Origin of the sequence: Pseudomonas sp. BF-R-26 (genome assembly GCF_019947395.1) — a bacterium.
GTDB lineage: Bacteria > Pseudomonadota > Gammaproteobacteria > Pseudomonadales > Pseudomonadaceae > Aquipseudomonas > Aquipseudomonas farris.
Genome location: NZ_JAGYGK010000012.1, coordinates 21,548 through 42,372 on the forward strand (window position 1 = coordinate 21,548; position 20,825 = coordinate 42,372).

Consider the following 20,825-nt stretch of genomic DNA (forward strand, 5'->3'; position numbering starts at 1 on the left):
ATCCTTGTGACGTTTTGTCGAATTTTTTGCCCGCGGGGGCGGGTGCTGCATCTTTTTCCTGTCACTCGTCGACTATTCAAACAGAACCCTGGAGCCTGCCCACTGATTCGAGAGGTGCCCCATGAGTCTGCTGCTTGAACCCTATACCCTTCGTCAATTGACCCTGCTTAACCGCATTGCGGTGTCACCGATGTGCCAATACTCCAGCGTCGATGGGCTGGCCAATGACTGGCATCTGGTCCACCTCGGCAGCCGTGCTATCGGCGGCGCTGGTCTGGTATTCACCGAAGCCACGGCGGTGACCGCCGATGGGCGCATTACCGCCCAGGACCTCGGCCTCTGGAATGATCAACAGATCGAATCCTTACAGCGTATTACGCGCTTCATCTCCGCCCAAGGCGCCGTTGCCGGCATCCAGTTGGCTCATGCCGGGCGCAAGGCCAGCACGCATCGGCCGTGGCTCGGCAAGCATGGCAGCGTCAAGCCGGAAGACGGTGGCTGGATCCCAGTCGGCCCGTCGCCGATCGCTTTCGACCCCCAGCACACACCACCCAAGCAACTCGATGAGGGCGAGATCGCTGAGGTTATCCAGGCCTTCGTCGATTCGGCCAAACGGGCGCTGACCGCCGGTTTCAAAGTGGTCGAAGTACACGCCGCCCACGGTTACCTGTTGCACCAATTTCTTTCGCCCCTGAGTAATCAGCGCCGCGATCTATATGGCGGTTCGTTCGAGAATCGTATTCGGCTGGTACTGCAAGTCACCGAAGCGGTACGGGCCGTGTGGCCTGAAGAGTTACCGGTGTTTGTGCGGGTGTCGGCCACCGATTGGGTGGAAGACGGCTGGAACCCTGATGAAACCGTGGAGCTGGCGCGACGCCTCAAAGATCTGGGCGTGGACCTGATCGACGTCTCATCGGGTGGTACGGCGGTAAACGCCGAGATTCCTACGGGCCCCGGTTACCAGACCCGTTTCGCCGAGAGGGTACGCAAGGAGTCAGGCATTGCCACCGGCACCGTAGGAATGATCACCGAACCGGCCCAGGCAGAGCACATTCTGCGTACCTGTCAGGCTGACATCATCTTCCTCGCCCGGGAGTTGTTGCGTGATCCGTATTGGCCGCTGCATGCCGATGACGATCTGGGCGGGAACAAGGCTATCTGGCCGGCGCAATACCAGCGGGCCACCCATCGTGACCAGCCGATTCATGAATCGGATTTGCGCGACTGAATACCGCTGTAACACCAAAAAGCCCCGGTCGTGTTGACCGGGGCTTTTGAATTTTTTATGCCGAGAGGTTTGTCGTCTGTCCTGCCGCCTTCGCGGGCAAGCCCGCTCCCACAAGGGGCGGCGGCGTACACAAATTTTGTGAACACCCCCATCACTGTGGGAGCGGGCTTGCCCGCGAAGGGGCCGGTTCAGGCGCCCACTTACTGTCAGGTGTACTTACGCTTCTCCGGTGCCGGCGGGAAATACTGGTACAACCAGGTTTCACTCAACGTCCGGTCATTGGTGCGAATGAACAACCGCAGCTCCACGGGGGCCACGCTGTCATTGGTCGGGTACCAGTCGAAGGTAATGCGGTAGCCCTTGATGTCATCGAGCACCAACACATTGAAGTCCTTCACTTCGCCGTTCGAGCAGGTCACCACCGGCTCGATCCCCGCGCCTTCAGGCAAGCGGTCCAGACCGCCGCCGGTGAAGTCCACGGCAAAGCGTCGCGCCCAGACCTCCGGGTAATGCTCGCCCGGCGCCCAGCCTTCGATGAAACCGCCCATGCCCGAACGGGTCGCGTGGACCCGTGCCAGCGGCGTGCTCACCGGTGGCAGGGAGCTCCAATAGAGTTTGTAGCCGTAGTTGAGGGAGTCCCCGGCCGCGACCGGTTTTTTCGGCGTCCAGAACGCGACGATGTTATCCAGGGTTTCGCCGGTTGTAGGAATTTCCAGCAAATCGATAGAGCCTTCGCCCCATGCGGTTGTAGGTTCTACCCACAAGCTCGGGCGCTTGCTGTACCAGTCGACGGTGTCCTGATAATTGGCGAACTCGTGATCGGTCTGCACCAAGCCAAAGCCTTTCGGATCGGTGTCGGCGAAGGCATTGAATTGCAGGGTGGCCGGGTTATTCAGCGGGCGGCAGATCCACTCGCCATTGCCGCGCCACATGGCCAGGCGATCGGAGTCGTGGATTTGTGGGTGAATCGTGTCGCACATACGCCGCTCATGGGTGCCGCAGCTGAACATGCTGGTCATCGGCGCGATACCCAGTTGCTCGATGGCGGTGCGGGCATTGACGTGGGCATCGACTTCCATCACCACACGCTCGGCCTGGCAATCGATATCAAAACGGTAGGCGCCGGTGGCGCTCGGCGAATCGAGCAGGGCATAAACCACGAAGCGGGTGCTGTCCTTGTCCGGTGTTTCGAACCAGAACTTGGTGAAATCCGGGAATTCTTCGCGCTTCTTGGCGTAGGTATCGATCGCCAGGCCGCGGGCCGACAAACCGTACTGGCCGGTGGCATCTACCGCGCGGAAATAGCTGGCGCCGAGGAACGACAACACGTCGTGCTGATCCAGCTCCGGGGCCTTGAACAGCTTGAATCCGGAAAAGCCCAGATCGGCCTTGAGCTGTTTAGTGTCGACGGTGGTTTTTTCATAGTTGAACAGCGACGGACGGAAATGCACCTCGCGCGCCAGTCGAGTCTTGGGATCGACGCTGTACATGCGCACCGGTTGCTTGAAACCCATGCCGACGTGGAAAAACTGCACGTCCAGTTGACCTTTCAAGTCCTTCCACAGCGAGTGATTGCCGTCGTAGCGGATCGCGTTGAAGTTCTGCGGCGTCATGGTCGCCAGCGTCGGCGGCAGCACCTGCTTGGTGTCCTGATAGGGCTTGCCGGCGAGCTGCTTGGCCTGGCTCTTCAGCGCTTCGAAGTCAAACGCCACAGCGTCGCCATCAGCGGTGCTGCTGCCAGCCCAGGCGTGTGTCGCCAATAAGCCGGTGGCCGAAAGACCGGTGTAAGCCGCGATGGCCATGGAGGCTTTGAGCAAATTCCTGCGGTGCATAAGTACAACCTGTCGTGAACAATCCCGCGCCGTTCCTGGCACGTGCTGGATCAGAAATATCGGTTCGGACATGCCTTGGCCAAACGCAACGGACTTTAGAACAGATGCCAAATAGCTTAAACCGTTCGGTTGCAGAGCAAAAATGATTGATGGCACCGCGACAGCTCGGCAATGAAACAAGACATTTCAGGTAACGTTTCTCACAGCATTTTCTGATTTATAGGGCATATCTGCTTTTTTCGACTAATTACTCTAAAAACGCTTTTCAGCGCCGATTTAATTTCTATTCTATGAGGCATGACCGGTTTCGGCCCTTCAGGCCGGTGGGTTCGGCAGGCACAAGGTGACCGCTGAAAGTGATAGGGCGATGCGGTTTTGAAGTTTTCTCTGACGTATAGAAGGACATCGTCCATGTCGAAAGTACAAGGCATCACTGAAATATTAGGAATCTTCCCCTGCCTGGCCATTGGTCGGCGAAGGCGTCGGCTCAGTTCGGAGGAGTTGAAGTTGGTGGAGCGGTATCGCGAGCTGTCGGAGAGTGACCGGATTGCGATGCGGTATCTGGTGGATGCGATGCGCAGTGTTTCGCGGTTTTGAGCCGAGGAGGTTTCCGTGAGAGCCATTTGGCTTTTACGGAGTTAAACCGCCGGCGTCTGCCTTGATTGTGCGGTGAGGCATTCGCGGGCAAGTCGGATCGCCGCACCGCTCGCTCCTACAGGTTTTGTGTCGATCAAACGACGCGATCCCTGTAGGCGCGAGACTTGCCCGCGAAGCTTTTAATGCTTGAACATCACATGCCGCACAACGGTGTAATCCTCTAGCCCATACATCGACATGTCTTTCCCGTAACCGGACAGTTTCTGACCGCCGTGAGGCATTTCGCTGACCAGCATGAAGTGGGTGTTCACCCATGTGCAGCCGTACTGCAGGCGTGCAGACAGCCGATGCGCGCGGCCGACGTCCGCGGTCCAGACCGATGACGCCAAGCCGTAGTCTGAATCGTTGGCCCAGGCCAGTGCTTGCGCTTCATCGGTGAATTTGGTGACCGACACTACCGGTCCGAACACTTCGCGGCGCACGATCTCGTCGTCCTGTTGCACGTCGGCCAGCACCGTCGGCTCAAAGAAGAAGCCGTTGCCTTCCACCGCTTTGCCACCAGTGATCAAACGAATGTGCGGTTGCGCCATGGCACGTTCGACCAACGCGGTCACTCGGTCGCGATGTTGTGCGCTGATCAACGGGCCAAGCTCCGTCGATGGATCGTCCTGCAAGCCGTACTTGATACTGCTGACGGCCGCACCGAGCTTCTCGACGAACTGGTCGTAGATGCCTGCTTGCGCGTAAATACGGCAGGCGGCGGTGCAATCCTGACCAGCGTTGTAGAAACCGAAGGTGCGAATGCCTTCCACGGCGGCGTCGATGTCGGCATCGTCGAAGATGATCACCGGCGCCTTGCCACCCAGTTCCATGTGCATGCGTTTGACGTTGCCGGCGGTGCTGGAAATGATGTTCGAGCCGGTGGCGATGGAGCCGGTCAGCGACACCATGCGCACTTTCGGGTGAGTGACCAGTGGGCTGCCGACCGTAGGACCACGGCCGAACACCAGGTTAAGCACGCCAGCCGGGAAGATTTCCGACGCCAGTTCTGCCAGGCGCAGGGCGGTCAGTGGGGTTTGTTCTGACGGCTTGAGCACCACGGTATTACCGGCGGCCAGGGCCGGGGCGATTTTCCAGGCGACCATCATCAGCGGGTAGTTCCACGGCGCGATGGAGGCAATCACGCCCACCGGATCGCGGCGGATCATTGAGGTGTGGCCGGGCAGGTATTCCCCTCCCAGCGCGCCGCTCATGCAACGGTTGGCGCCGGCGAAGAAACGGAACACGTCGGCAATCGCCGGGATCTCATCGTTCAGCGCGGCGCTGTAGGGTTTGCCGCAGTTGTCCGACTCCAGTTTGGCCAGCTCTTCGCCATGGGCTTCGATGATGTCGGCAAGTTTGAGCAGCAGCAACGAGCGTTCTTTTGGCGTGGTTTGCGACCAGGATTGGAAGGCGTTGTCGGCGGCCCGCACGGCGGCGTCGACCTGAGCTTCGCTGGCTTCGTTGATTTCTACCAGCACACGGCCGAGAGCCGGGTTGAACACGGCTTGGGCAGGGCCATCGCCATTGACGAGTTGGCCGTTGATCAAGAGTTTGGTTTGCATGGCTATGTCCTCATCGAAGCTGCTTTTGTTTTCCTGCTGAAACCGGGCCCCTGTGGGAGCGGGCTTGCCCGCGATGACTGACTGACATTCAACAGAGATGTCGACTGTAAGACCGCTATCGCGGGCAAGCCCGCTCCCACAGGATCCAGTTTCCACCTTGGGAATGAGTTGTCCGTTATTTCCCGCCACTGCCCGCAACGCTTTCGCCACCCCGGGTCAGGTAATAGGCGCCGAGAATCGGCAGCATGGTCACCATCATCACCAGCATCGCGACGACGTTGGTCACCGGCACGTCCCGTGGGCGGCTGAGCTGGTTGAGCAGCCACAGCGGCAAGGTGCGTTCATGGCCGGCGGTGAAGGTGGTGACGATGATTTCGTCGAACGACAGGGCGAACGCCAGCATGCCGCCAGCGAGCAACGCCGAGCCGAGGTTTGGCAGGACGATGTAGCGGAAGGTCTGCCAGCCGTCGGCACCGAGGTCCATCGACGCTTCGATCAAACTGTATGACGTGCGGCGCAAGCGGGCGATGACGTTGTTGTAGACGATCACCACGCAGAAGGTCGCGTGGCCGACGATGATGGTGAACATCCCCGGTTCGATCCCCAGCGTTTTGAAAGTCGCCAGCAACGCGATCCCGGTGATGATTCCGGGCAGGGCAATCGGCAGGATCAGCATCAGCGAGATGCCTTGCTTGCCAAAAAAGTCCCGTCGGTACAACGCCGCCGACGCGAGGGTGCCGAGGACCATCGCAATCAGTGTCGCGACGGCCGCGATTTGCAACGACAGCTTGATCGCTTCCAGCACGTCGGGCCGGGAGAACGCCACGCCTATCCACTTCAGGGTGAAGCCCTTGGGCGGAAAGCTGAACGCCGCGTCTTCGGTATTGAAGGCGTAGAGGAAGATGATCAGGATCGGGAAGTGCAAGAACATCAACCCGCCCCAGGCGGCGATGCGCAGGCCCAGGGATGCCCGATCTTGAGATGAAGCATCAGAGCGCATCGAAAGCCCCCAGACGTTTGACGATGGACAGGTAAATGGCGATCAGCACGATCGGCACCAGTGTGAAGGCCGCTGCCATTGGCATATTTCCGATCGCTCCTTGTTGGGCGTAGACCATGCTGCCGATGAAGTAGCCCGGCGGGCCCACCAGTTGCGGCACGATGAAGTCGCCCAGGGTCAACGAAAAGGTGAAGATCGAACCGGCGGCGATGCCCGGAATCGACAGCGGCAGAATCACTTGCATGAAGGTCTGACGCGGCTTGGCGCCGAGGTCCGCCGAGGCTTGCAGCAAGGACGGCGGCAGGCGTTCCAGTGACGCCTGGATCGGCAGGATCATGAACGGCAGCCAGATGTAGACGAACACCATGAACCGTCCCAGATGCGAGGTCGACAAGGTGCTGCCGCCGACGCCCGGAATCCCGAGCACGAATTGCAACACCGGTTCCAGCCCCAAGTGCTGAACGAACCACTGGGCCACGCCGCCCTTGGCCAGCAGCAAGGTCCAGGCATAGGCCTTGACGATGTAACTGGCCCACATTGGCATCATCACCGCGATGTAGAAAAACGCCTTGGTCTTGCCGCTGGTGTAGCGCGCCATGTAGTAGGCGATCGGGAACGCCACGATTGCACTGGCGATGGACACGATGATGGCCATGCTCAGGGTGCGCAGGATGATGTCGAAGTTCGACGGCTGGAACAGTGCGGTGAAATTCGCCAGGGTCAGGTCGGGCGTGACCGCCATGGTGAAGTCATCGAAGGTGTAGAAGCCTTGCCACAACAACGTCAACAGCGAGCCGAGGTAGATCGCACCGAACCACAGTAACGGTGGCACCAGCAACAGCGACAGATAAAGGTTCGGTCGGCGGTACAGCAGGTTGGAAAACCGGCGCAGTGGCGAGCCGCTGGCGGGGGTTTGAGGCGCGGCCACGCTGTTCATCTCACACCCCACCCACAACATTGTCGTGCAGCGGGATCATCGCTTCACGCGCCCAACGAGCGCTGATGCGTTGTCCGGTCTGATGTTGCGCGCTGGCGTCCAGCCACTGGACGTTGGCCTGGCTGATGTTCAAGGTCTGGCCGTTTTCCAGTTTCAGTTCATAGCGGGTGGCGCTGCCCTGGTACTGGATGTCATGCAGCAGGCCGCTGACTTCGATTTCATGGCTGGCCAGCGGGCCTTCGGCGAAACGCACGTGTTCCGGGCGGATCGAAAACGGCTGTGGATTGCCGCTCAACTGCCGGGCCAGATCGCCGCGAATCACGTTGGACGTGCCGACGAATTCGGCGACGAACGTGGTTGCCGGTTTCATGTAGAGATGGCGCGGCGTGTCGACCTGTTCGATGCGGCCCTTATTGAACACCGCCACGCGGTCGGACATCGACAGCGCTTCAGTCTGATCGTGGGTGACGAAGATAAAGGTAATGCCGAGCTGGCGTTGCAGCTTCTTCAGCTCGCCTTGCATTTGCTCGCGCAGTTTCAAATCGAGGGCGCCCAAGGGCTCGTCGAGCAGCAACACGCGAGGGCGATTGACCAACGCGCGGGCCAGGGCCACACGCTGACGCTGGCCGCCGGAGAGTTGCACCGGTTTGCGTTCGCCGTAGCCGCCGAGAGCGACCATGTCGAGGGCTTCTTCTGCGCGTTTTTGGCGTTCGGACTTGCCGACGCCTTTGACTTTCAAACCGTAGGCGACGTTGTCGAGTACGTTCATGTGCGGGAACAGCGCGTAATCCTGGAACACGGTGTTCACATCGCGCTGATACGGCGGCAGCCCGGCGGCTTCGGCGCCATGAATACGGATGGAGCCAGTGCTCGGTTGTTCGAAACCGGCGATCAGGCGCAGGCAGGTGGTTTTGCCCGAGCCGGAAGGGCCCAGCAGGGAAAAGAACTCGCCGTCCTGGATATCGATAGAAACCCGGTCAACGGCCTTCACTTCGCCGAACTGACGGGAAACGTTGGTGAACTGGACTGCAAGCGTCATGGTGCGGAGCTCCAAAAATCTGAATCTTTAAAAGCATCGCGAGCAGGCTCGCTCCCACAGGGGAACGCAACCAAATGTGGGAGCGAGCCTGCTCGCGAAGAGGGCTTAACGACCGCCCATAATCGCAATGTAATCCTGGGTCCAGCGGCTATAAGGCACGAACTTGCCGCCCTCAGCCTGCGGGGTTTTCCAGAAGGCGATCTTCTCGAACTGGTCGAAACCGTTGGTCTTGCAACCCTCGGCCCCTAGCAGTTCGCTTGCCTTACACGCCGCCGGGACCGCCGGCAGCGAGCCGAACCAGGCAGACACATCACCCTGGACTTTCGGTTGCAGCGACCAGTCCATCCACTTGTAAGCGCAGTTCGGGTGCTTGGCCTCGGCGTGCAACATGGTGGTGTCGGCCCACCCGGTGGCGCCTTCTTTCGGAATGGTCGACGCGACTGGCTGTTTCTCGTTCATCAGGCCATTGACCTGATAGGGCCAGGAGCTGGACGCCACCACGCCTTCGTTCTTGAAATCACTCATTTGCACGGTGGTGTCGTGCCAGTAGCGATGGATCAGCTTTTGCTGTGCGCGCAGTAGATCGAGCACAGCCTTGTACTGCGCTTCGGTCAGCTCGTAGGGGTTCTGGATACCCAGCTCTGGCTTGGCGGTCTTGAGGTACAGCGCCGCGTCGGCGATGTAGATCGGGCCGTCGTAGGCTTGCACCCGGCCTTTGTTGGGTTTGCCATCCGGCAGGTTCTGCGCGTCGAATATCACGCTCCAGCTGGTTGGCGGTTGCTTGAATACGTTGGTGTTGTACATCAGCACGTTCGGGCCCCATTGATAGGGGGCGCCGTAGGTCTGCTTGTCGACCACATACCACGGCGCATCCTTCAGGCGCGGGTCGAGATTCTTCCAGTTGGGAATCAGTGCGGTGTTGATCGGCTGCACACGTTTGCCGGCGATCAGGCGCAGGGAGGCGTCTCCAGACGCCGTCACCAGGTCGTAACCGCCCTTGGCCATCAGGCTGACCATTTCATCGGACGTGCCTGCGGTCTTGACGTTGACCTTGCAGCCGGTTTCCTTCTCGAAAGCGCTGACCCAGTCGTAGGCCTTGTCGGTTTCGCCCCGTTCGATATAGCCAGGCCAAGCGACGATATCCAGCTGACCTTCGCCGGCGCCGACAGCTTTCAGCGGCTCGGCGGCCTGCAGGCTGGTGCTGGCCAGTAGCGCCGTGGTGATTGCACTGAGCAGTGCGGTCTTGTGCACAAGCATGGTGAACCCTCTTCTTTAAATTATGGTCGGGGCAGTGGTTGAACGGGGTGATGCGCCGTGAGTGGCTTGTTATTAGCTTAGTGCGCTTTGTGAGAGGCAGATTGAGGCCGGGCTGTCTTATGGATTTATCCAGCCTAGTGCGCGGTTTCACGGTCGACAAATCTCAAAGGCTGCATTCGATGAAATAGCTGGCATGGGGGCGTTCCAGCCTGTTTGCCTAAACATGAGCAACATCCGGAAGCACTCTCATCGAGAGACGGCGGGCACTTTCGATCTAGGCTGGTGGCCTTAAAGATCCGGTTAACCCGAATTCGTGGAGGCAGCAAAATGAACACTCGTGGATTGCTCGATCAACTACTCAAATCCGGTCAGGATCTGTTGCAGAACAAGGCTGGTGGTACCCAGAACAAGGCGTCCAGTGGTGGTTTGGGCGGTTTGCTCGGAGGCTCCAGTGGTTCGGGCGGCCTCGGCAGTGTGCTATCCGGCGCCGGCGGCGGTGCTCTGGCGGCTGGCGCCATGGGTCTGTTGCTCGGCAACAAGAAGGTGCGCAAGGTCGGCGGCAAAGTGGCTATCTACGGCGGCCTCGCCGCATTGGGCGTGATTGCCTACAAGGCGTACGGCAACTGGCAGGCCCAGCAGGGCACCGCAGCCACAACCGAACCGCAAACTATCGACCGCTTGCCGGCGGCCCAGGTCGAGCAACACAGCCAGGCGATCCTCAAGGCGTTGGTCGCCGCGGCCAAGGCTGACGGTCATGTCGATGAACGTGAGCGTCAATTGATCGAAGGCGAGTTCACCAAGCTCGACAATGATCAGGAGCTGCAACACTGGCTGCACGCCGAACTCAACAAACCGCTGGACCCGACCGACGTCGCCCGCGCCGCCAGCACACCGGAAATGGCGGCTGAAATGTACATCGCCAGTGTGATGCTGGTGGATGAGGAGAACTTCATGGAGAAGTCCTACCTCGATGAGTTGGCGCGGCAGTTGAAGCTGGAACCGGGGTTGAAGGCGGAGTTGGAGAAGCAGGTGCGTCAGGCTTCGGTGTAAGTCTTCAGGCCGCCTTCGCGGGCAAGCCTCGCTCCTACAGTGAGTTGTCGAACACACGATTGTCGTCGACGCTGACCCGTAGGAGCGAGGCTTGCCCGCGAAAGCGGTGTGTCAGGCAACAGATTTTCACTGGATGGACGCAATCGCGAGCAGGTTCGCTCCCACACTAGATCTGCAGTGAACACACAGTCTGTGCGCGACAGTAATCAACGTGAGGGAGCGAGCCTGCTCGCGATGGCGTCTTCGGCCGCGACAACTTTCCTCAATGACCGATCCACGGTCCGTTTCTAGCGAATCCCGGCTTTTTGTCGCCAGGATGAGAAGCGGTGCTCAGCGTCTGATAAATGAAACACCACCCTCGGCTATACTCCCCCGCAATTTGAACCGCACCGAGGACTGACTGTGAAGAACTGGACGTTGCGCCTACGCATTTTGGCGAGCTTTGCGGTGATTATCGCGATCATGTTGCTGATGGTCGTCGTGTCGTATTCCCGTTTACTGTCGATTGAGTCTAGTGAGAGCGTTGTGCGCTCGGACAGTGTTCCCGGGATTCACTACAGCTCCCTGATTCGCGGTGCCTGGGTCGATGATTACGTGCTGACCCAGCAACTGATCGGGCTGGGTGGCGGTCGAGACATGACCCAGGCTGACAAGGATATGTACCAGGGTCTTGAGGAAAGGCTGCAACGCTCGATGGCCAGCTACCGGGGTACCATCTTCGAGAAAGATGATCAGGCAAGGTTCGAGGAATTTGAAAAGCTGCACGACCAATATGACAAGCAGCTCGAAGAGGTACTCGATCTCTACCAGCAAAAGGACTTCGAGCAGGCCCGTCGCATCCTCGCCGAACAGTTGACCCCGGCATGGGCTGCCGGCCGCAAACAGCTGGATGAACTCATTGAATTCAACAGGGCGGCGGCTGAGGCGGCCACTGACTCGATCATTTCATCGGTAGAGGTGGCGAAGCTGATCATGGGCATTTCGCTGCTGGTCGCAGTCCTTAGTGCCGGCTTGTGTGGTCTTTTGTTGATGCGCGCGATCATGGCGCCGATGAACCGCATTGTGCAGATCCTCGAAATCATGCGCACCGGCGATCTTAGCAGTCGCCTGGATCTTGATCGCAAAGACGAGTTCGGCGCGGTGCAAACCGGCTTCAACGACATGATGACAGAGCTCACCTCGCTGGTGTCCCAAGCCCAGCGTTCTTCGGTGCAGGTCACCACGTCGGTCACGGAAATCGCCGCGACGTCCAAGCAGCAGCAAGCCACGGCCACCGAAACCGCAGCCACCACCACCGAAATCGGTGCGACATCGCGGGAAATTGCCGCCACCTCGCGGGATCTGGTGCGCACCATGACCGAAGTCTCCACTGCCGCCGATCAGGCTTCGGTGCTGGCCGGTTCCGGTCAACAAGGCCTGGCGCGCATGGAAGACACCATGCACTCGGTGATGGGCGCGGCCGATCTGGTCAACGCCAAACTGGCGATCCTCAATGAGAAGGCCGGCAACATCAATCAAGTGGTGGTGACCATCGTCAAAGTCGCCGACCAGACCAATCTGCTGTCCCTGAACGCCGCGATCGAAGCCGAGAAGGCCGGTGAATACGGTCGCGGGTTTGCCGTGGTCGCCACCGAAGTGCGGCGTCTGGCGGACCAAACCGCGGTGGCCACCTACGACATCGAGCAGATGGTGCGCGAGATCCAGTCGGCGGTGTCGGCGGGGGTCATGGGCATGGACAAGTTTTCAGAAGAAGTGCGCCGTGGCATGTCCGAGGTGCAGTCGGTGGGCGAGCAGCTGTCGCAGATCATCCATCAGGTTCAGGCGCTGGCACCACGGGTGTTGATGGTCAATGAAGGCATGCAGGCCCAAGCCACCGGCGCCGAGCAGATCAACCACGCGTTGGTGCAGTTGGGCGATGCCAGCAGCCAGACCGTCGAGTCCCTGCGTCAGGCCAGTTTCGCCATCGATGAACTGAGCCAGGTGGCCGTGGGGCTGCGTGGCGGCGTCTCGCGATTCAAAGTCTGATGAGCGAGCTCGCGGTCAAACGCGGCGCGGTGATGCCAGTGAAACAGTCGTTGTTTCTGGTGTTCCGCATCGGCAACGAGCGTTACGCCTTGCAGGCCATCGAGGTGGCCGAAGTGCTGCCGCAACTGCCGTTGAAACCGATTCCCCGGGCGCCGGACTGGGTGGCCGGGGTGTTCGCCTATCGCGGCGCGGTGGTGCCGGTGATCGACCTCAGCGCCCTGACGTTCGGCCAACCGGCCCAGGCTCGCACCAGCACGCGGCTGGTGTTGGTGCACTATCGGCCGGATGAGGCGACGCCTGCGCAATTGCTCGGGCTGATTCTGGAACAGGCCACCGACACGTTGCGCTGCAACCCGGCGGACTTTCAGCCTTATGGACTGGACAATCGCCAGGCGCCGTACCTCGGGCCGGTGCGCGAAGATGCCCAGGGTTTACTGCAATGGGTGCGGGTTGCCGATTTGCTGGACGAACAGGTCCGCGCCTTGTTGTTTCCCTCGCCGCCGTTGGACCTGGCGCAGTTTGAGGAGCAGGGATGAGCAGCGATCAAAGGTTTTTCGATTTCCTCAAAGAACGTATCGGCCTCGATGTGGGCTCGGTCGGCCCGGCGATCATCGAACGCGCGGTGCGCCAGCGCTGCACGGCCGCGCGGGCGCTGACGGCCGATGAGTACTGGCACACCCTGCTGGGCTCGCGCGACGAACAACAGGCGCTGATCGAAGCGGTAATCGTCCCCGAGACCTGGTTTTTCCGTTACCCGGAATCCTTCGCCACGCTGGCGAAACTGGCGGCCAAGCGGCTGGCGGCGATCAATAACATGCGCGCCCTGCGGATTCTCAGTCTGCCGTGTTCCACCGGCGAAGAACCGTACTCCATCGCCATGGCATTGCTTGATGCCGGGCTGGCGCCGCACCAGTTCAAGGTCGACGGCATGGATGTCAGCCCGCTGTCGGTGGAAAAGGCCAGGCTCGCGCTGTATGGCAAGAATTCGTTTCGCGGACAGGACATCGACTTTCGCGAGCGGCATTTCACGGCTGAAAACGACAACTATCGTCTTAGCGGGCGCGTGCTTGAGCAGGTGCGTTTGCAGGTCGGCAATCTGCTGGATCCGGCCTTGCTGGCCAGTGAGCCACCTTATGACTTCGTGTTCTGCCGCAATTTGCTGATCTATTTCGATCAGCCGACCCAGCAGCAAGTGTTCGAAGTGCTCAAGCGCCTGACCCACGTCGACGGCGTGCTGTTTATCGGCCCGGCGGAGGGCAGTCTGCTGGGACGTTTCGGCATGCGCTCGATCGGCATCCCGCAGTCGTTTGCCTTCAGTCGTCAAAGTGCGCCGGAACCGCTTGTGTCCTTCGTGCCGACGCCGCTGCCAGTGCAACAACCGGTGCGCAGCGTGACACCGCCGCCAGCGCGCAGTCGGCCTTTCGCGACGGTGGTGCCGATGCCTCAGGTCGCCGCCACCCCTTCGGCTACCCCTTCGGACGCCGCCACGCTGCTGGCGAACATCGCCGCGCTGGCCAATGAAGGCAAAAGCGCTGAGGCCCGCGCCGCGTGCGAAAGTTTTTTGCGCAGTCACGAGCCGGTGGCGCAGGTGTTCTATTGGCTGGGGCTGCTCAGCGATGTCGCAGGCAGCGCCCTCGAGGCCCAGGGTTTTTATCGCAAGGCGTTGTACCTCGAACCGCAACACCCCGACGCATTGATGCATCTGGCCGCTTTGCTGCAGTCCCAGGGCGACACGGCCGGTGCCAGACGATTGCAGGCCCGCGCCGCCCGCAGCGAGCGCGCCGCTGACAGTGAGCGTAAACGATGAACGCCGCCGACACCTTGAGCGTCACCCATGAAGATGCCCAGGCCATCGACGACTGCTGGAACCGTATCGGTATCCACGGCGACCAGTCCTGCCCATTGCTGAGCGAGCACATTCATTGCCGCAACTGTGCGGTGTATTCGGCTGCCGCCACACGCTTGCTCGACCGCTATGCGTTGCAGCAGGACGACCGCCAGCAAGTCTCCACAACGGCTGAGAGCGATGTGAAAACCCGCTCGCTGCTGATGTTTCGCCTCGGCGAAGAATGGCTGGGCCTGGCCACTCGCAGCCTGGTCGAAGTGGCGCCGCTGCAGGCGATTCACTCGTTGCCGCATCAGCGCTCCCGGGCGTTGCTCGGCGTGGCGAATGTGCGCGGTGCCTTGGTGGCGTGCCTCTCGCTGGTGGAGCTGCTGGGGCTCGACGTCACCAGTGGCGTGGCATCCGGCGCGCGGGTGATGCCGCGGATGCTGATCATTGCCGCTCACGGCGGGCCAGTGGTGGTGCCGGTGGACGAGGTCGACGGGATTCATGCCATCGACGAGCGCATTCTCGATGCGGCGTCTCAGTCCGGTACCCAGGCCAGCGCCAAATACACCCGTGGCGTTTTGCAATTCAAAGGTCGCAGCCTGCGTTGGCTGGATGAAGAACAGCTGCTGTCCGCCGTGACCCGGAGCCTCACATGACCCCCGAGCAAATGCGTGACGCCTCTTTGCTGGAACTGTTCAGCCTCGAAGCCGAGGCCCAGACCCTGGTGCTGAGCGCAGGCCTTTTGGCGCTTGAGCGCGATCCGACCCAGGCCGATTACCTTGAGTCGTGCATGCGCGCGGCCCATTCGCTCAAGGGCGCGGCGCGGATTGTCGGTGTCGATGCCGGGGTCAGCGTTGCCCATGTGATGGAAGATTACCTGGTCAGCGCCCAGGAAGGGCGGCTGTACCTGCGGCCCGAACACATTGATGCACTGTTGCAAGGCACCGATCTGCTGATGCGGATTGCGACGCCGAGCAACGCTCCGGCGCCTGCGGATATCGACGCTTACGTGGTCTTGATGGGACGGCTGCTTGATCACATGGCGGCCACTGCCCCTATCGCGCCGCCGATGGCAGAACTTCAGCTGGAGCCGCCGACGCCCAAGGTTGAGCCGCCCATGCCGGCCGCCACCGAAGCCCCCCCGGCAGCGCCCGTCGAGCCAGGGCCCACGACTAAACGCACCACCGAAAGTGGCGAACGCGTATTGCGCGTCACGGCCGAGCGCTTGAACAGCCTGCTCGATCTGTCGAGTAAATCCCTGGTGGAAACCCAGCGGCTCAAGCCGCACCTGGCCACTATGCAGCGCCTCAAACGCATGCAGAGCAACGGCCTGCGGGCACTGGAAAACCTCAACGTCCATCTCAAGGACCATGCCTTGAGTCTCGAAGCCCAAGAGGCCTTGGGCGATGCCCGACGACTATTGGCCGAGTCCCAGCAATTGCTGGTGGAAAAGAACGCCGAACTGGATGAGTTCGCCTGGCACGCCAGCCAGCGCGCACAGGTGTTGTATGACACGGCGCTGGCCTGTCGCATGCGGCCATTCGCCGACGTGCTGAGCGGGCAAGTGCGCATGGTCCGCGATCTCGGCCGTGACCTTGGGAAACAGGTGCGACTGGAGATCGAGGGCGATAAGACTCAGGTCGACCGCGACGTACTGGAGAAACTCGAAGCGCCGCTGACGCACTTGCTGCGCAATGCGGTGGATCACGGCATCGAAACCCGGGAACAACGGCTATTGGCCGGTAAACCGGAGGAGGGCCTGATTCGTCTGCGCGCATCCCATCAAGCCGGTCTGCTGGTGTTGGAACTCAGCGATGACGGCAATGGCGTCGATCTGGAAAAACTCCGTCGCAACATCGTCGAGCGGCAGTTATCCCCAGCCGAGACCGCCGCCCAGTTGAGCGAAGAAGAGCTGCTGACGTTCCTGTTTCTGCCGGGTTTCAGCTTGCGCGACACGGTCACCGAAGTCTCCGGGCGCGGCGTCGGGCTGGATGCGGTTCAGCACATGGTTCGCCAATTGCGCGGTGCCGTGGTGCTGGAGCAGACGGCGGGTGAGGGCAGTCGTTTTCATCTGCAAGTGCCGCTGACGCTGTCGGTGGTGCGCAGCCTGGTGGTGGAAGTCGGTGACGAGGCGTATGCCTTCCCGCTGGCGCACATCGAGCGCATGTGCGACCTGGCGCCGGAGGATATCGTGCAGGTCGAAGGCCGGCAGCACTTCTGGCACGAAGGCCGGCATGTCGGGCTGGTCGCCGCCAGTCAGCTGTTGCAGCGACCGACGAGCCAGAACAACGCGCAGACCCTCAAAGTCGTGGTCATCCGCGAGCGCGAGGCGATTTACGGGGTGGCGGTCGAGCGGTTTATCGGCGAGCGGACGCTGGTGGTGCTGCCGCTGGACGAGCGCCTGGGCAAGGTGCAGGACATTTCTGCCGGAGCCTTGCTCGACGACGGCTCGGTAGTGTTGATCGTCGACGTCGAAGACATGCTGCGTTCGGTGGACAAACTGCTCAATACCGGGCGTCTGGAGCGCATTGCCCGGCATGCCAATCAGGCCGTCGAAGCGGCGCGCAAACGGATTCTGGTGGTGGACGACTCGCTGACCGTTCGTGAGTTGCAGCGCAAATTGCTGCTCAATCGCGGCTATGACGTCGCCGTGGCGGTGGACGGTATGGATGGCTGGAACGCCCTGCGTTCGGAGGATTTCGATCTGCTGATCACCGACATCGACATGCCGCGCATGGATGGCATCGAGCTGGTGTCTTTATTGCGTCGCGATAATCGCCTGCAATCCCTGCCGGTGATGGTGGTGTCCTACAAGGACCGCGAAGAAGACCGCCGCCGTGGACTGGACGCCGGAGCCGACTATTATCTAGCCAAAGCGAGTTTTCATGATGACGCTTTGCTGGATGCAGTAGTTGAGCTCATTGGAGGCGCGCGGGCATGAAAATCGCTATCGTCAATGATATGCCCATGGCGGTAGAGGCTTTGCGCCGCGCTTTGGCGTTCGAACCGGCGCACGAAGTGGTCTGGGTCGCCGGCAATGGGGCCGAGGCGGTGCAACGTTGCGCCGAATACACCCCGGATCTGATCCTGATGGATTTGATCATGCCGTTGATGGACGGTGTGGAAGCGACCCGGCGAATCATGGCCGAGACTCCGTGCGCGATTGTCATTGTCACGGTCGACCGCGAGCAGAACGTGCACCGGGTGTTCGAAGCCATGGGTTACGGCGCGCTGGACGTGGTCGATACCCCGGCTATCGGGGGCGGCAATCCTCAGGAAGCCGCCGCACCGCTGTTGCGCAAGATCATGAACATTGGCTGGCTGATCGGCGACCATAGCAATCGGGTGCGATCGGCACCGAGCTCGCACCGCCACTCGTCCTCGCGCCAGCATTTGGTGGCGATCGGTTCATCCGCTGGTGGGCCGGCGGCGCTGGAAGTGCTGCTCAAGGGCCTGCCACGAGATTTTTCGGCGGCCATCGTGCTGGTCCAGCATGTGGATCAGGTGTTCGCCACCGGTATGGCCGAATGGCTTGCCAGCGCCAGTGGCCTGAACGTTCGCCTGGCCCAGGAAGGCGAACCGCCGCAAAGTGGCACGGTCCTGCTGGCCGGGACCAACCATCATATTCGCTTGCTGAAAAACGGCACGCTGGCCTACACCGCCGAACCGGTCAATGAGATCTATCGGCCTTCGATCGATGTGTTTTTCGAGAGTGTGGCCAGTTACTGGAGTGGTGATGCCGTGGGCGTTCTGCTGACCGGTATGGGGCGCGACGGCGCGCAGGGGCTTAAACTCATGCGCCAACAGGGCTACCTGACCATCGCTCAGGACCAACAAAGCAGTGCGGTGTATGGCATGCCGAAGGCGGCCGCGGCCATTAACGCGGCTGTGGAAGTTCGCCCACTGGACAAGATAGCGCCACGATTGCTGGAGATCTTCTCAAAATGACTATTATTAGCAGCAATCGTGGCCAAGGCAGTACTCAGGTGACCGCACATGAATGATTTACAGCTCGACGACTTCAAAACCGACGAAAACGCCGCCATGGTGTTGTTGGTGGACGATCAGGCGATGATCGGCGAGGCAGTGCGGCGTGGTTTGTCGAACGAAGAAAACATCGACTTCCATTTCTGTGCCGACCCGCACCAGGCCATCGCCCAGGCGATCCGCATCAAGCCGACGGTAATCCTTCAGGATCTGGTCATGCCCGGCCTCGACGGCCTGAGCCTGGTGCGCGAATACCGTAACCATCCGGCGACCAAGGACATTCCGATCATTGTCCTGTCGACCAAGGAAGACCCGCTGATCAAGAGTGCGGCGTTTGCCGCCGGCGCCAATGATTACCTGGTCAAACTGCCGGACAATATCGAACTGGTGGCGCGCATCCGCTATCACTCGCGCTCCTACATGACCCTGCTACAGCGTGACGCGGCGTATCGCGCGCTGCGGGTCAGCCAGCAGCAGTTGCTCGACACCAACCTGGTGCTGCAACGCTTGATGAACTCCGACGGCCTGACCGGGCTGTCGAATCGCCGGCATTTCGACGAGTACCTGGAGCTGGAGTGGCGGCGCTCGCTGCGGGATCAGACCCAACTGTCGTTGCTGATGATCGATGTCGATTACTTCAAGTCCTACAACGACAGCTTTGGCCACCTCGAAGGCGATGAGGCGCTGCGCAAAGTCGCCACGGCGATTCGCGACGCCAGCTCCAGACCTTCGGATTTGCCGGCCCGTTACGGCGGCGAAGAGTTCGTCCTGGTCCTGCCCAACACCTCGCCGGTCGGTGCGCGAATGGTGGCGGAAAAACTGCGCCAGACCGTGGCCGGGCTGAAGATCCCGCACATTTTCCCGACCGAAGGTTCGAGCCTGACCATCAGCATCGGCCTGTCGACCTTGATCCCCCAGCCGGGCAGCGATTGCCGGCAATTGATCTCGGCGGCGGACAAGGGGCTGTACCTGGCGAAGAACAATGGGCGCAATCAGGTGGGGATTGAGTAAAGCGCGCCCCGTAGTGCTGTAGCAGCTGCCGAGCCCGCGAGGCTGCGTTCGAGGACGAAGTCCTCGCCAATTCTGCGCACGCGGTTTACCTGAATGACCGCGCCGCCTGATTTCACGACGGCTGCGCCGCCGAACGCAGCCTCGCGAGCTCGGCAGCTGCTACAGGCACCCGCGTTAATCCTGCAATCAGCCCAAAACCATTCGCCGCTAAAGCCGCCAGGCGGGCTGCCTTGACAGCTTGATTACGTTATACTCGCCGGCTTTCAAAAGTTCGCCAACGAGTGCTGCCCGCCATGGAAATCAACCCGATCCTTAACAGTATCAAGGACCTGTCCGAGCGCTCCGAAACTATTCGGGGGTATCTTTGACTACGATCAAAAGCATGAGCGTCTGACTGAAGTCAATCGCGAGCTTGAAGATCCGAGTGTCTGGAACAACCCGTCGTACGCTCAGGAGCTGGGCCGCGAGCGGTCGCTGCTGGCTCAGATCGTCGAAACCCTCGACGAAATGCACAGTGGTCTGGCCGATGCCAAAGACCTGCTGCTGATGTCCGCCGAAGAAGAAGATCAGGCCGCCGTCGATGACGTCGCTGCCGAAGTCGAGCGCCTGCGCGAGTCCCTGGAAAAACTTGAATTCCGTCGCATGTTCAGCGGTGAGATGGACGCCAACAACGCCTACCTGGACATCCAGGCCGGCTCCGGCGGTACCGAGGCTCAGGACTGGGCCAACATCCTGCTGCGCATGTACCTGCGTTGGGCTGATAAACGCGGTTTCGACGCGACCATCATGGAGCTGTCGGCCGGTGAAGTCGCCGGTATCAAAGGCGCTACCGTTCACATCAAGGGCGAATACGCCTTTGGCTGGCTGCGTACCGAAATCGGCGTGCACCGTCTGGTGCGCAAGAGCCCGTTCGACTCCGGCAACCGTCGTCACACCTCGTTCTCGGCCGTGTTCGTGTCGCCGGAAATCGATGACAACATCGAAATCGACATCAACCCGTCGGACCTGCGCATCGACACCTACCGCTCCTCCGGTGCCGGTGGTCAGCACGTTAACACCACCGACTCGGCCGTACGGATTACTCACGTACCGACCAACACCGTGGTCAGCTGCCAGAACGAACGTTCCCAGCATGCGAACAAAGACACCGCGATGAAAATGTTGCGGGCGCGTTTGTATGAGCAGGAAGTGCAGAAGCGCAACGCCGCTTCCCAGGCCCTGGAAGACACCAAGTCGGATATCGGCTGGGGTCACCAGATCCGTTCGTATGTGCTCGATGCCTCGCGGATCAAGGATCTGCGCACCAACATCGAACGCAGCGACTGCGACAAGGTGCTCGACGGCGATATCGACGAATACCTGGTGGCCAGCTTGAAACAAGGGCTTTAACGCACGCCCTGCGGGGGTCAATACGACCCTGTAGGAGC

Annotated in this window: 17 protein-coding genes; 11 read left to right on the forward strand and 6 right to left on the reverse strand. The window is 60.7% G+C overall.

Annotated elements, in window-relative coordinates:
* Positions 1 to 121 precede the first annotated feature (121 nt).
* The gene (locus KGB18_RS18780) at positions 122 to 1,228 is read left to right on the forward strand and encodes an NADH:flavin oxidoreductase/NADH oxidase (RefSeq protein WP_223570342.1); all 1,107 of its coding nucleotides are present in this window, start codon (positions 122 to 124) and stop codon (positions 1,226 to 1,228) included.
* 206 nt (positions 1,229 to 1,434) lie between these two features.
* On the opposite strand, the gene KGB18_RS18785 is transcribed toward KGB18_RS18780, so the two are convergent.
* On the reverse strand, positions 1,435 to 3,060 hold the full coding sequence (locus KGB18_RS18785; protein ID WP_123719892.1) for a glucan biosynthesis protein D: 1,626 nt from the start codon (positions 3,058 to 3,060) through the stop codon (positions 1,435 to 1,437).
* A 411-nt stretch (positions 3,061 to 3,471) separates the two neighbouring features.
* Here KGB18_RS18785 and KGB18_RS18790 point away from each other — a divergent pair, with 411 nt between their 5' ends.
* Positions 3,472 to 3,657 carry a hypothetical protein gene (locus KGB18_RS18790; protein WP_123360676.1) on the forward strand — a complete coding sequence of 62 codons (186 nt, stop codon included), beginning with the start codon at positions 3,472 to 3,474 and terminating at the stop codon, positions 3,655 to 3,657.
* A 179-nt stretch (positions 3,658 to 3,836) separates the two neighbouring features.
* Here KGB18_RS18790 and KGB18_RS18795 read toward each other — a convergent pair whose 3' ends face one another.
* From KGB18_RS18795 to ydcS, 5 genes are all read right to left on the reverse strand, one after another.
* Positions 3,837 to 5,261, reverse strand: coding sequence for a gamma-aminobutyraldehyde dehydrogenase (locus KGB18_RS18795; protein WP_223570343.1), 1,425 nt, complete (start codon positions 5,259 to 5,261; stop codon positions 3,837 to 3,839).
* 175 nt (positions 5,262 to 5,436) lie between these two features.
* Positions 5,437 to 6,261 carry an ABC transporter permease gene (locus KGB18_RS18800; RefSeq protein ID WP_048393715.1) on the reverse strand — a complete coding sequence of 275 codons (825 nt, stop codon included), beginning with the start codon at positions 6,259 to 6,261 and terminating at the stop codon, positions 5,437 to 5,439.
* Positions 6,251 to 7,198, reverse strand: coding sequence for an ABC transporter permease (locus tag KGB18_RS18805; RefSeq protein ID WP_201059914.1), 948 nt, complete (start codon positions 7,196 to 7,198; stop codon positions 6,251 to 6,253). The genes KGB18_RS18800 and KGB18_RS18805 overlap by 11 nt, the downstream gene beginning before the upstream one ends.
* Position 7,199: 1 nt before the next feature.
* Positions 7,200 to 8,237, reverse strand: coding sequence for an ABC transporter ATP-binding protein (locus KGB18_RS18810; protein WP_201059913.1), 1,038 nt, complete (start codon positions 8,235 to 8,237; stop codon positions 7,200 to 7,202).
* 105 nt (positions 8,238 to 8,342) lie between these two features.
* Positions 8,343 to 9,494: a putative ABC transporter substrate-binding protein YdcS gene (gene ydcS / locus KGB18_RS18815; protein ID WP_223570344.1), complete on the reverse strand. Its 1,152-nt coding sequence runs from the start codon at positions 9,492 to 9,494 to the stop codon at positions 8,343 to 8,345.
* 327 nt (positions 9,495 to 9,821) lie between these two features.
* On the opposite strand from ydcS, the gene KGB18_RS18820 reads away from it, so the two are divergent.
* The 9 genes from KGB18_RS18820 to prfB all read left to right on the forward strand — a co-directional run bounded on the left by KGB18_RS18820 (position 9,822) and on the right by prfB (position 20,787).
* Positions 9,822 to 10,544: a tellurite resistance TerB family protein gene (locus KGB18_RS18820; protein ID WP_123719887.1), complete on the forward strand. Its 723-nt coding sequence runs from the start codon at positions 9,822 to 9,824 to the stop codon at positions 10,542 to 10,544.
* Positions 10,545 to 10,946: 402 nt separating this feature from the next.
* A complete protein-coding gene (locus KGB18_RS18825; RefSeq protein WP_123719886.1) occupies positions 10,947 to 12,569 on the forward strand; it encodes a methyl-accepting chemotaxis protein in 1,623 nt (540 codons plus the stop codon).
* Positions 12,569 to 13,105 carry a chemotaxis protein CheW gene (locus tag KGB18_RS18830; RefSeq protein ID WP_123360665.1) on the forward strand — a complete coding sequence of 179 codons (537 nt, stop codon included), beginning with the start codon at positions 12,569 to 12,571 and terminating at the stop codon, positions 13,103 to 13,105. Before KGB18_RS18825 ends, KGB18_RS18830 begins: the two co-directional genes overlap by 1 nt.
* A complete protein-coding gene (locus KGB18_RS18835) occupies positions 13,102 to 14,376 on the forward strand; it encodes a CheR family methyltransferase (RefSeq protein WP_123719885.1) in 1,275 nt (424 codons plus the stop codon). The genes KGB18_RS18830 and KGB18_RS18835 overlap by 4 nt, the downstream gene beginning before the upstream one ends.
* Positions 14,373 to 15,056, forward strand: coding sequence for a chemotaxis protein CheW (locus KGB18_RS18840; RefSeq protein ID WP_123719884.1), 684 nt, complete (start codon positions 14,373 to 14,375; stop codon positions 15,054 to 15,056). Before KGB18_RS18835 ends, KGB18_RS18840 begins: the two co-directional genes overlap by 4 nt.
* The gene (locus KGB18_RS18845; protein WP_123719883.1) at positions 15,053 to 17,341 is read left to right on the forward strand and encodes a hybrid sensor histidine kinase/response regulator; all 2,289 of its coding nucleotides are present in this window, start codon (positions 15,053 to 15,055) and stop codon (positions 17,339 to 17,341) included. Before KGB18_RS18840 ends, KGB18_RS18845 begins: the two co-directional genes overlap by 4 nt.
* Positions 17,338 to 18,348, forward strand: a complete 1,011-nt coding sequence (locus tag KGB18_RS18850) for a chemotaxis response regulator protein-glutamate methylesterase (RefSeq protein WP_123719882.1) — start codon at positions 17,338 to 17,340, stop codon at positions 18,346 to 18,348. Before KGB18_RS18845 ends, KGB18_RS18850 begins: the two co-directional genes overlap by 4 nt.
* A gap of 48 nt (positions 18,349 to 18,396) precedes the next feature.
* Positions 18,397 to 19,398: a PleD family two-component system response regulator gene (locus KGB18_RS18855; protein ID WP_123719881.1), complete on the forward strand. Its 1,002-nt coding sequence runs from the start codon at positions 18,397 to 18,399 to the stop codon at positions 19,396 to 19,398.
* 293 nt (positions 19,399 to 19,691) lie between these two features.
* A protein-coding gene (gene prfB / locus KGB18_RS18860) for a peptide chain release factor 2 (protein WP_095920368.1) occupies positions 19,692 to 20,787 on the forward strand; the annotation gives its coding sequence in 2 pieces (ribosomal slippage) (positions 19,692 to 19,763 and positions 19,765 to 20,787; 1,095 coding nt in all).
* The last annotated feature ends 38 nt before the right edge of the window (positions 20,788 to 20,825 follow it).

What these genes read in the sequence shown, in the direction of transcription:
- KGB18_RS18800 (WP_048393715.1), bottom strand. Translation starts at nt 6,261, where the DNA reads ATGCGCTCTGATGCTTCATCTCAAGATCGGGCATCCCTGGGCCTGCGC.
- KGB18_RS18795 (WP_223570343.1), bottom strand. Translation starts at nt 5,261, where the DNA reads ATGCAAACCAAACTCTTGATCAACGGCCAACTCGTCAATGGCGATGGC.
- KGB18_RS18835 (WP_123719885.1), top strand. Translation starts at nt 13,102, where the DNA reads ATGAGCAGCGATCAAAGGTTTTTCGATTTCCTCAAAGAACGTATCGGC.
- KGB18_RS18855 (WP_123719881.1), top strand. Translation starts at nt 18,397, where the DNA reads ATGAATGATTTACAGCTCGACGACTTCAAAACCGACGAAAACGCCGCC.
- KGB18_RS18845 (WP_123719883.1), top strand. Translation starts at nt 15,053, where the DNA reads ATGACCCCCGAGCAAATGCGTGACGCCTCTTTGCTGGAACTGTTCAGC.
- KGB18_RS18790 (WP_123360676.1), top strand. Translation starts at nt 3,472, where the DNA reads ATGTCGAAAGTACAAGGCATCACTGAAATATTAGGAATCTTCCCCTGC.
- KGB18_RS18805 (WP_201059914.1), bottom strand. Translation starts at nt 7,198, where the DNA reads ATGAACAGCGTGGCCGCGCCTCAAACCCCCGCCAGCGGCTCGCCACTG.
- KGB18_RS18785 (WP_123719892.1), bottom strand. Translation starts at nt 3,060, where the DNA reads ATGCACCGCAGGAATTTGCTCAAAGCCTCCATGGCCATCGCGGCTTAC.
- KGB18_RS18810 (WP_201059913.1), bottom strand. Translation starts at nt 8,237, where the DNA reads ATGACGCTTGCAGTCCAGTTCACCAACGTTTCCCGTCAGTTCGGCGAA.
- KGB18_RS18850 (WP_123719882.1), top strand. Translation starts at nt 17,338, where the DNA reads ATGAAAATCGCTATCGTCAATGATATGCCCATGGCGGTAGAGGCTTTG.
- ydcS (WP_223570344.1), bottom strand. Translation starts at nt 9,494, where the DNA reads ATGCTTGTGCACAAGACCGCACTGCTCAGTGCAATCACCACGGCGCTA.
- KGB18_RS18840 (WP_123719884.1), top strand. Translation starts at nt 14,373, where the DNA reads ATGAACGCCGCCGACACCTTGAGCGTCACCCATGAAGATGCCCAGGCC.
- KGB18_RS18830 (WP_123360665.1), top strand. Translation starts at nt 12,569, where the DNA reads ATGAGCGAGCTCGCGGTCAAACGCGGCGCGGTGATGCCAGTGAAACAG.
- KGB18_RS18780 (WP_223570342.1), top strand. Translation starts at nt 122, where the DNA reads ATGAGTCTGCTGCTTGAACCCTATACCCTTCGTCAATTGACCCTGCTT.
- KGB18_RS18820 (WP_123719887.1), top strand. Translation starts at nt 9,822, where the DNA reads ATGAACACTCGTGGATTGCTCGATCAACTACTCAAATCCGGTCAGGAT.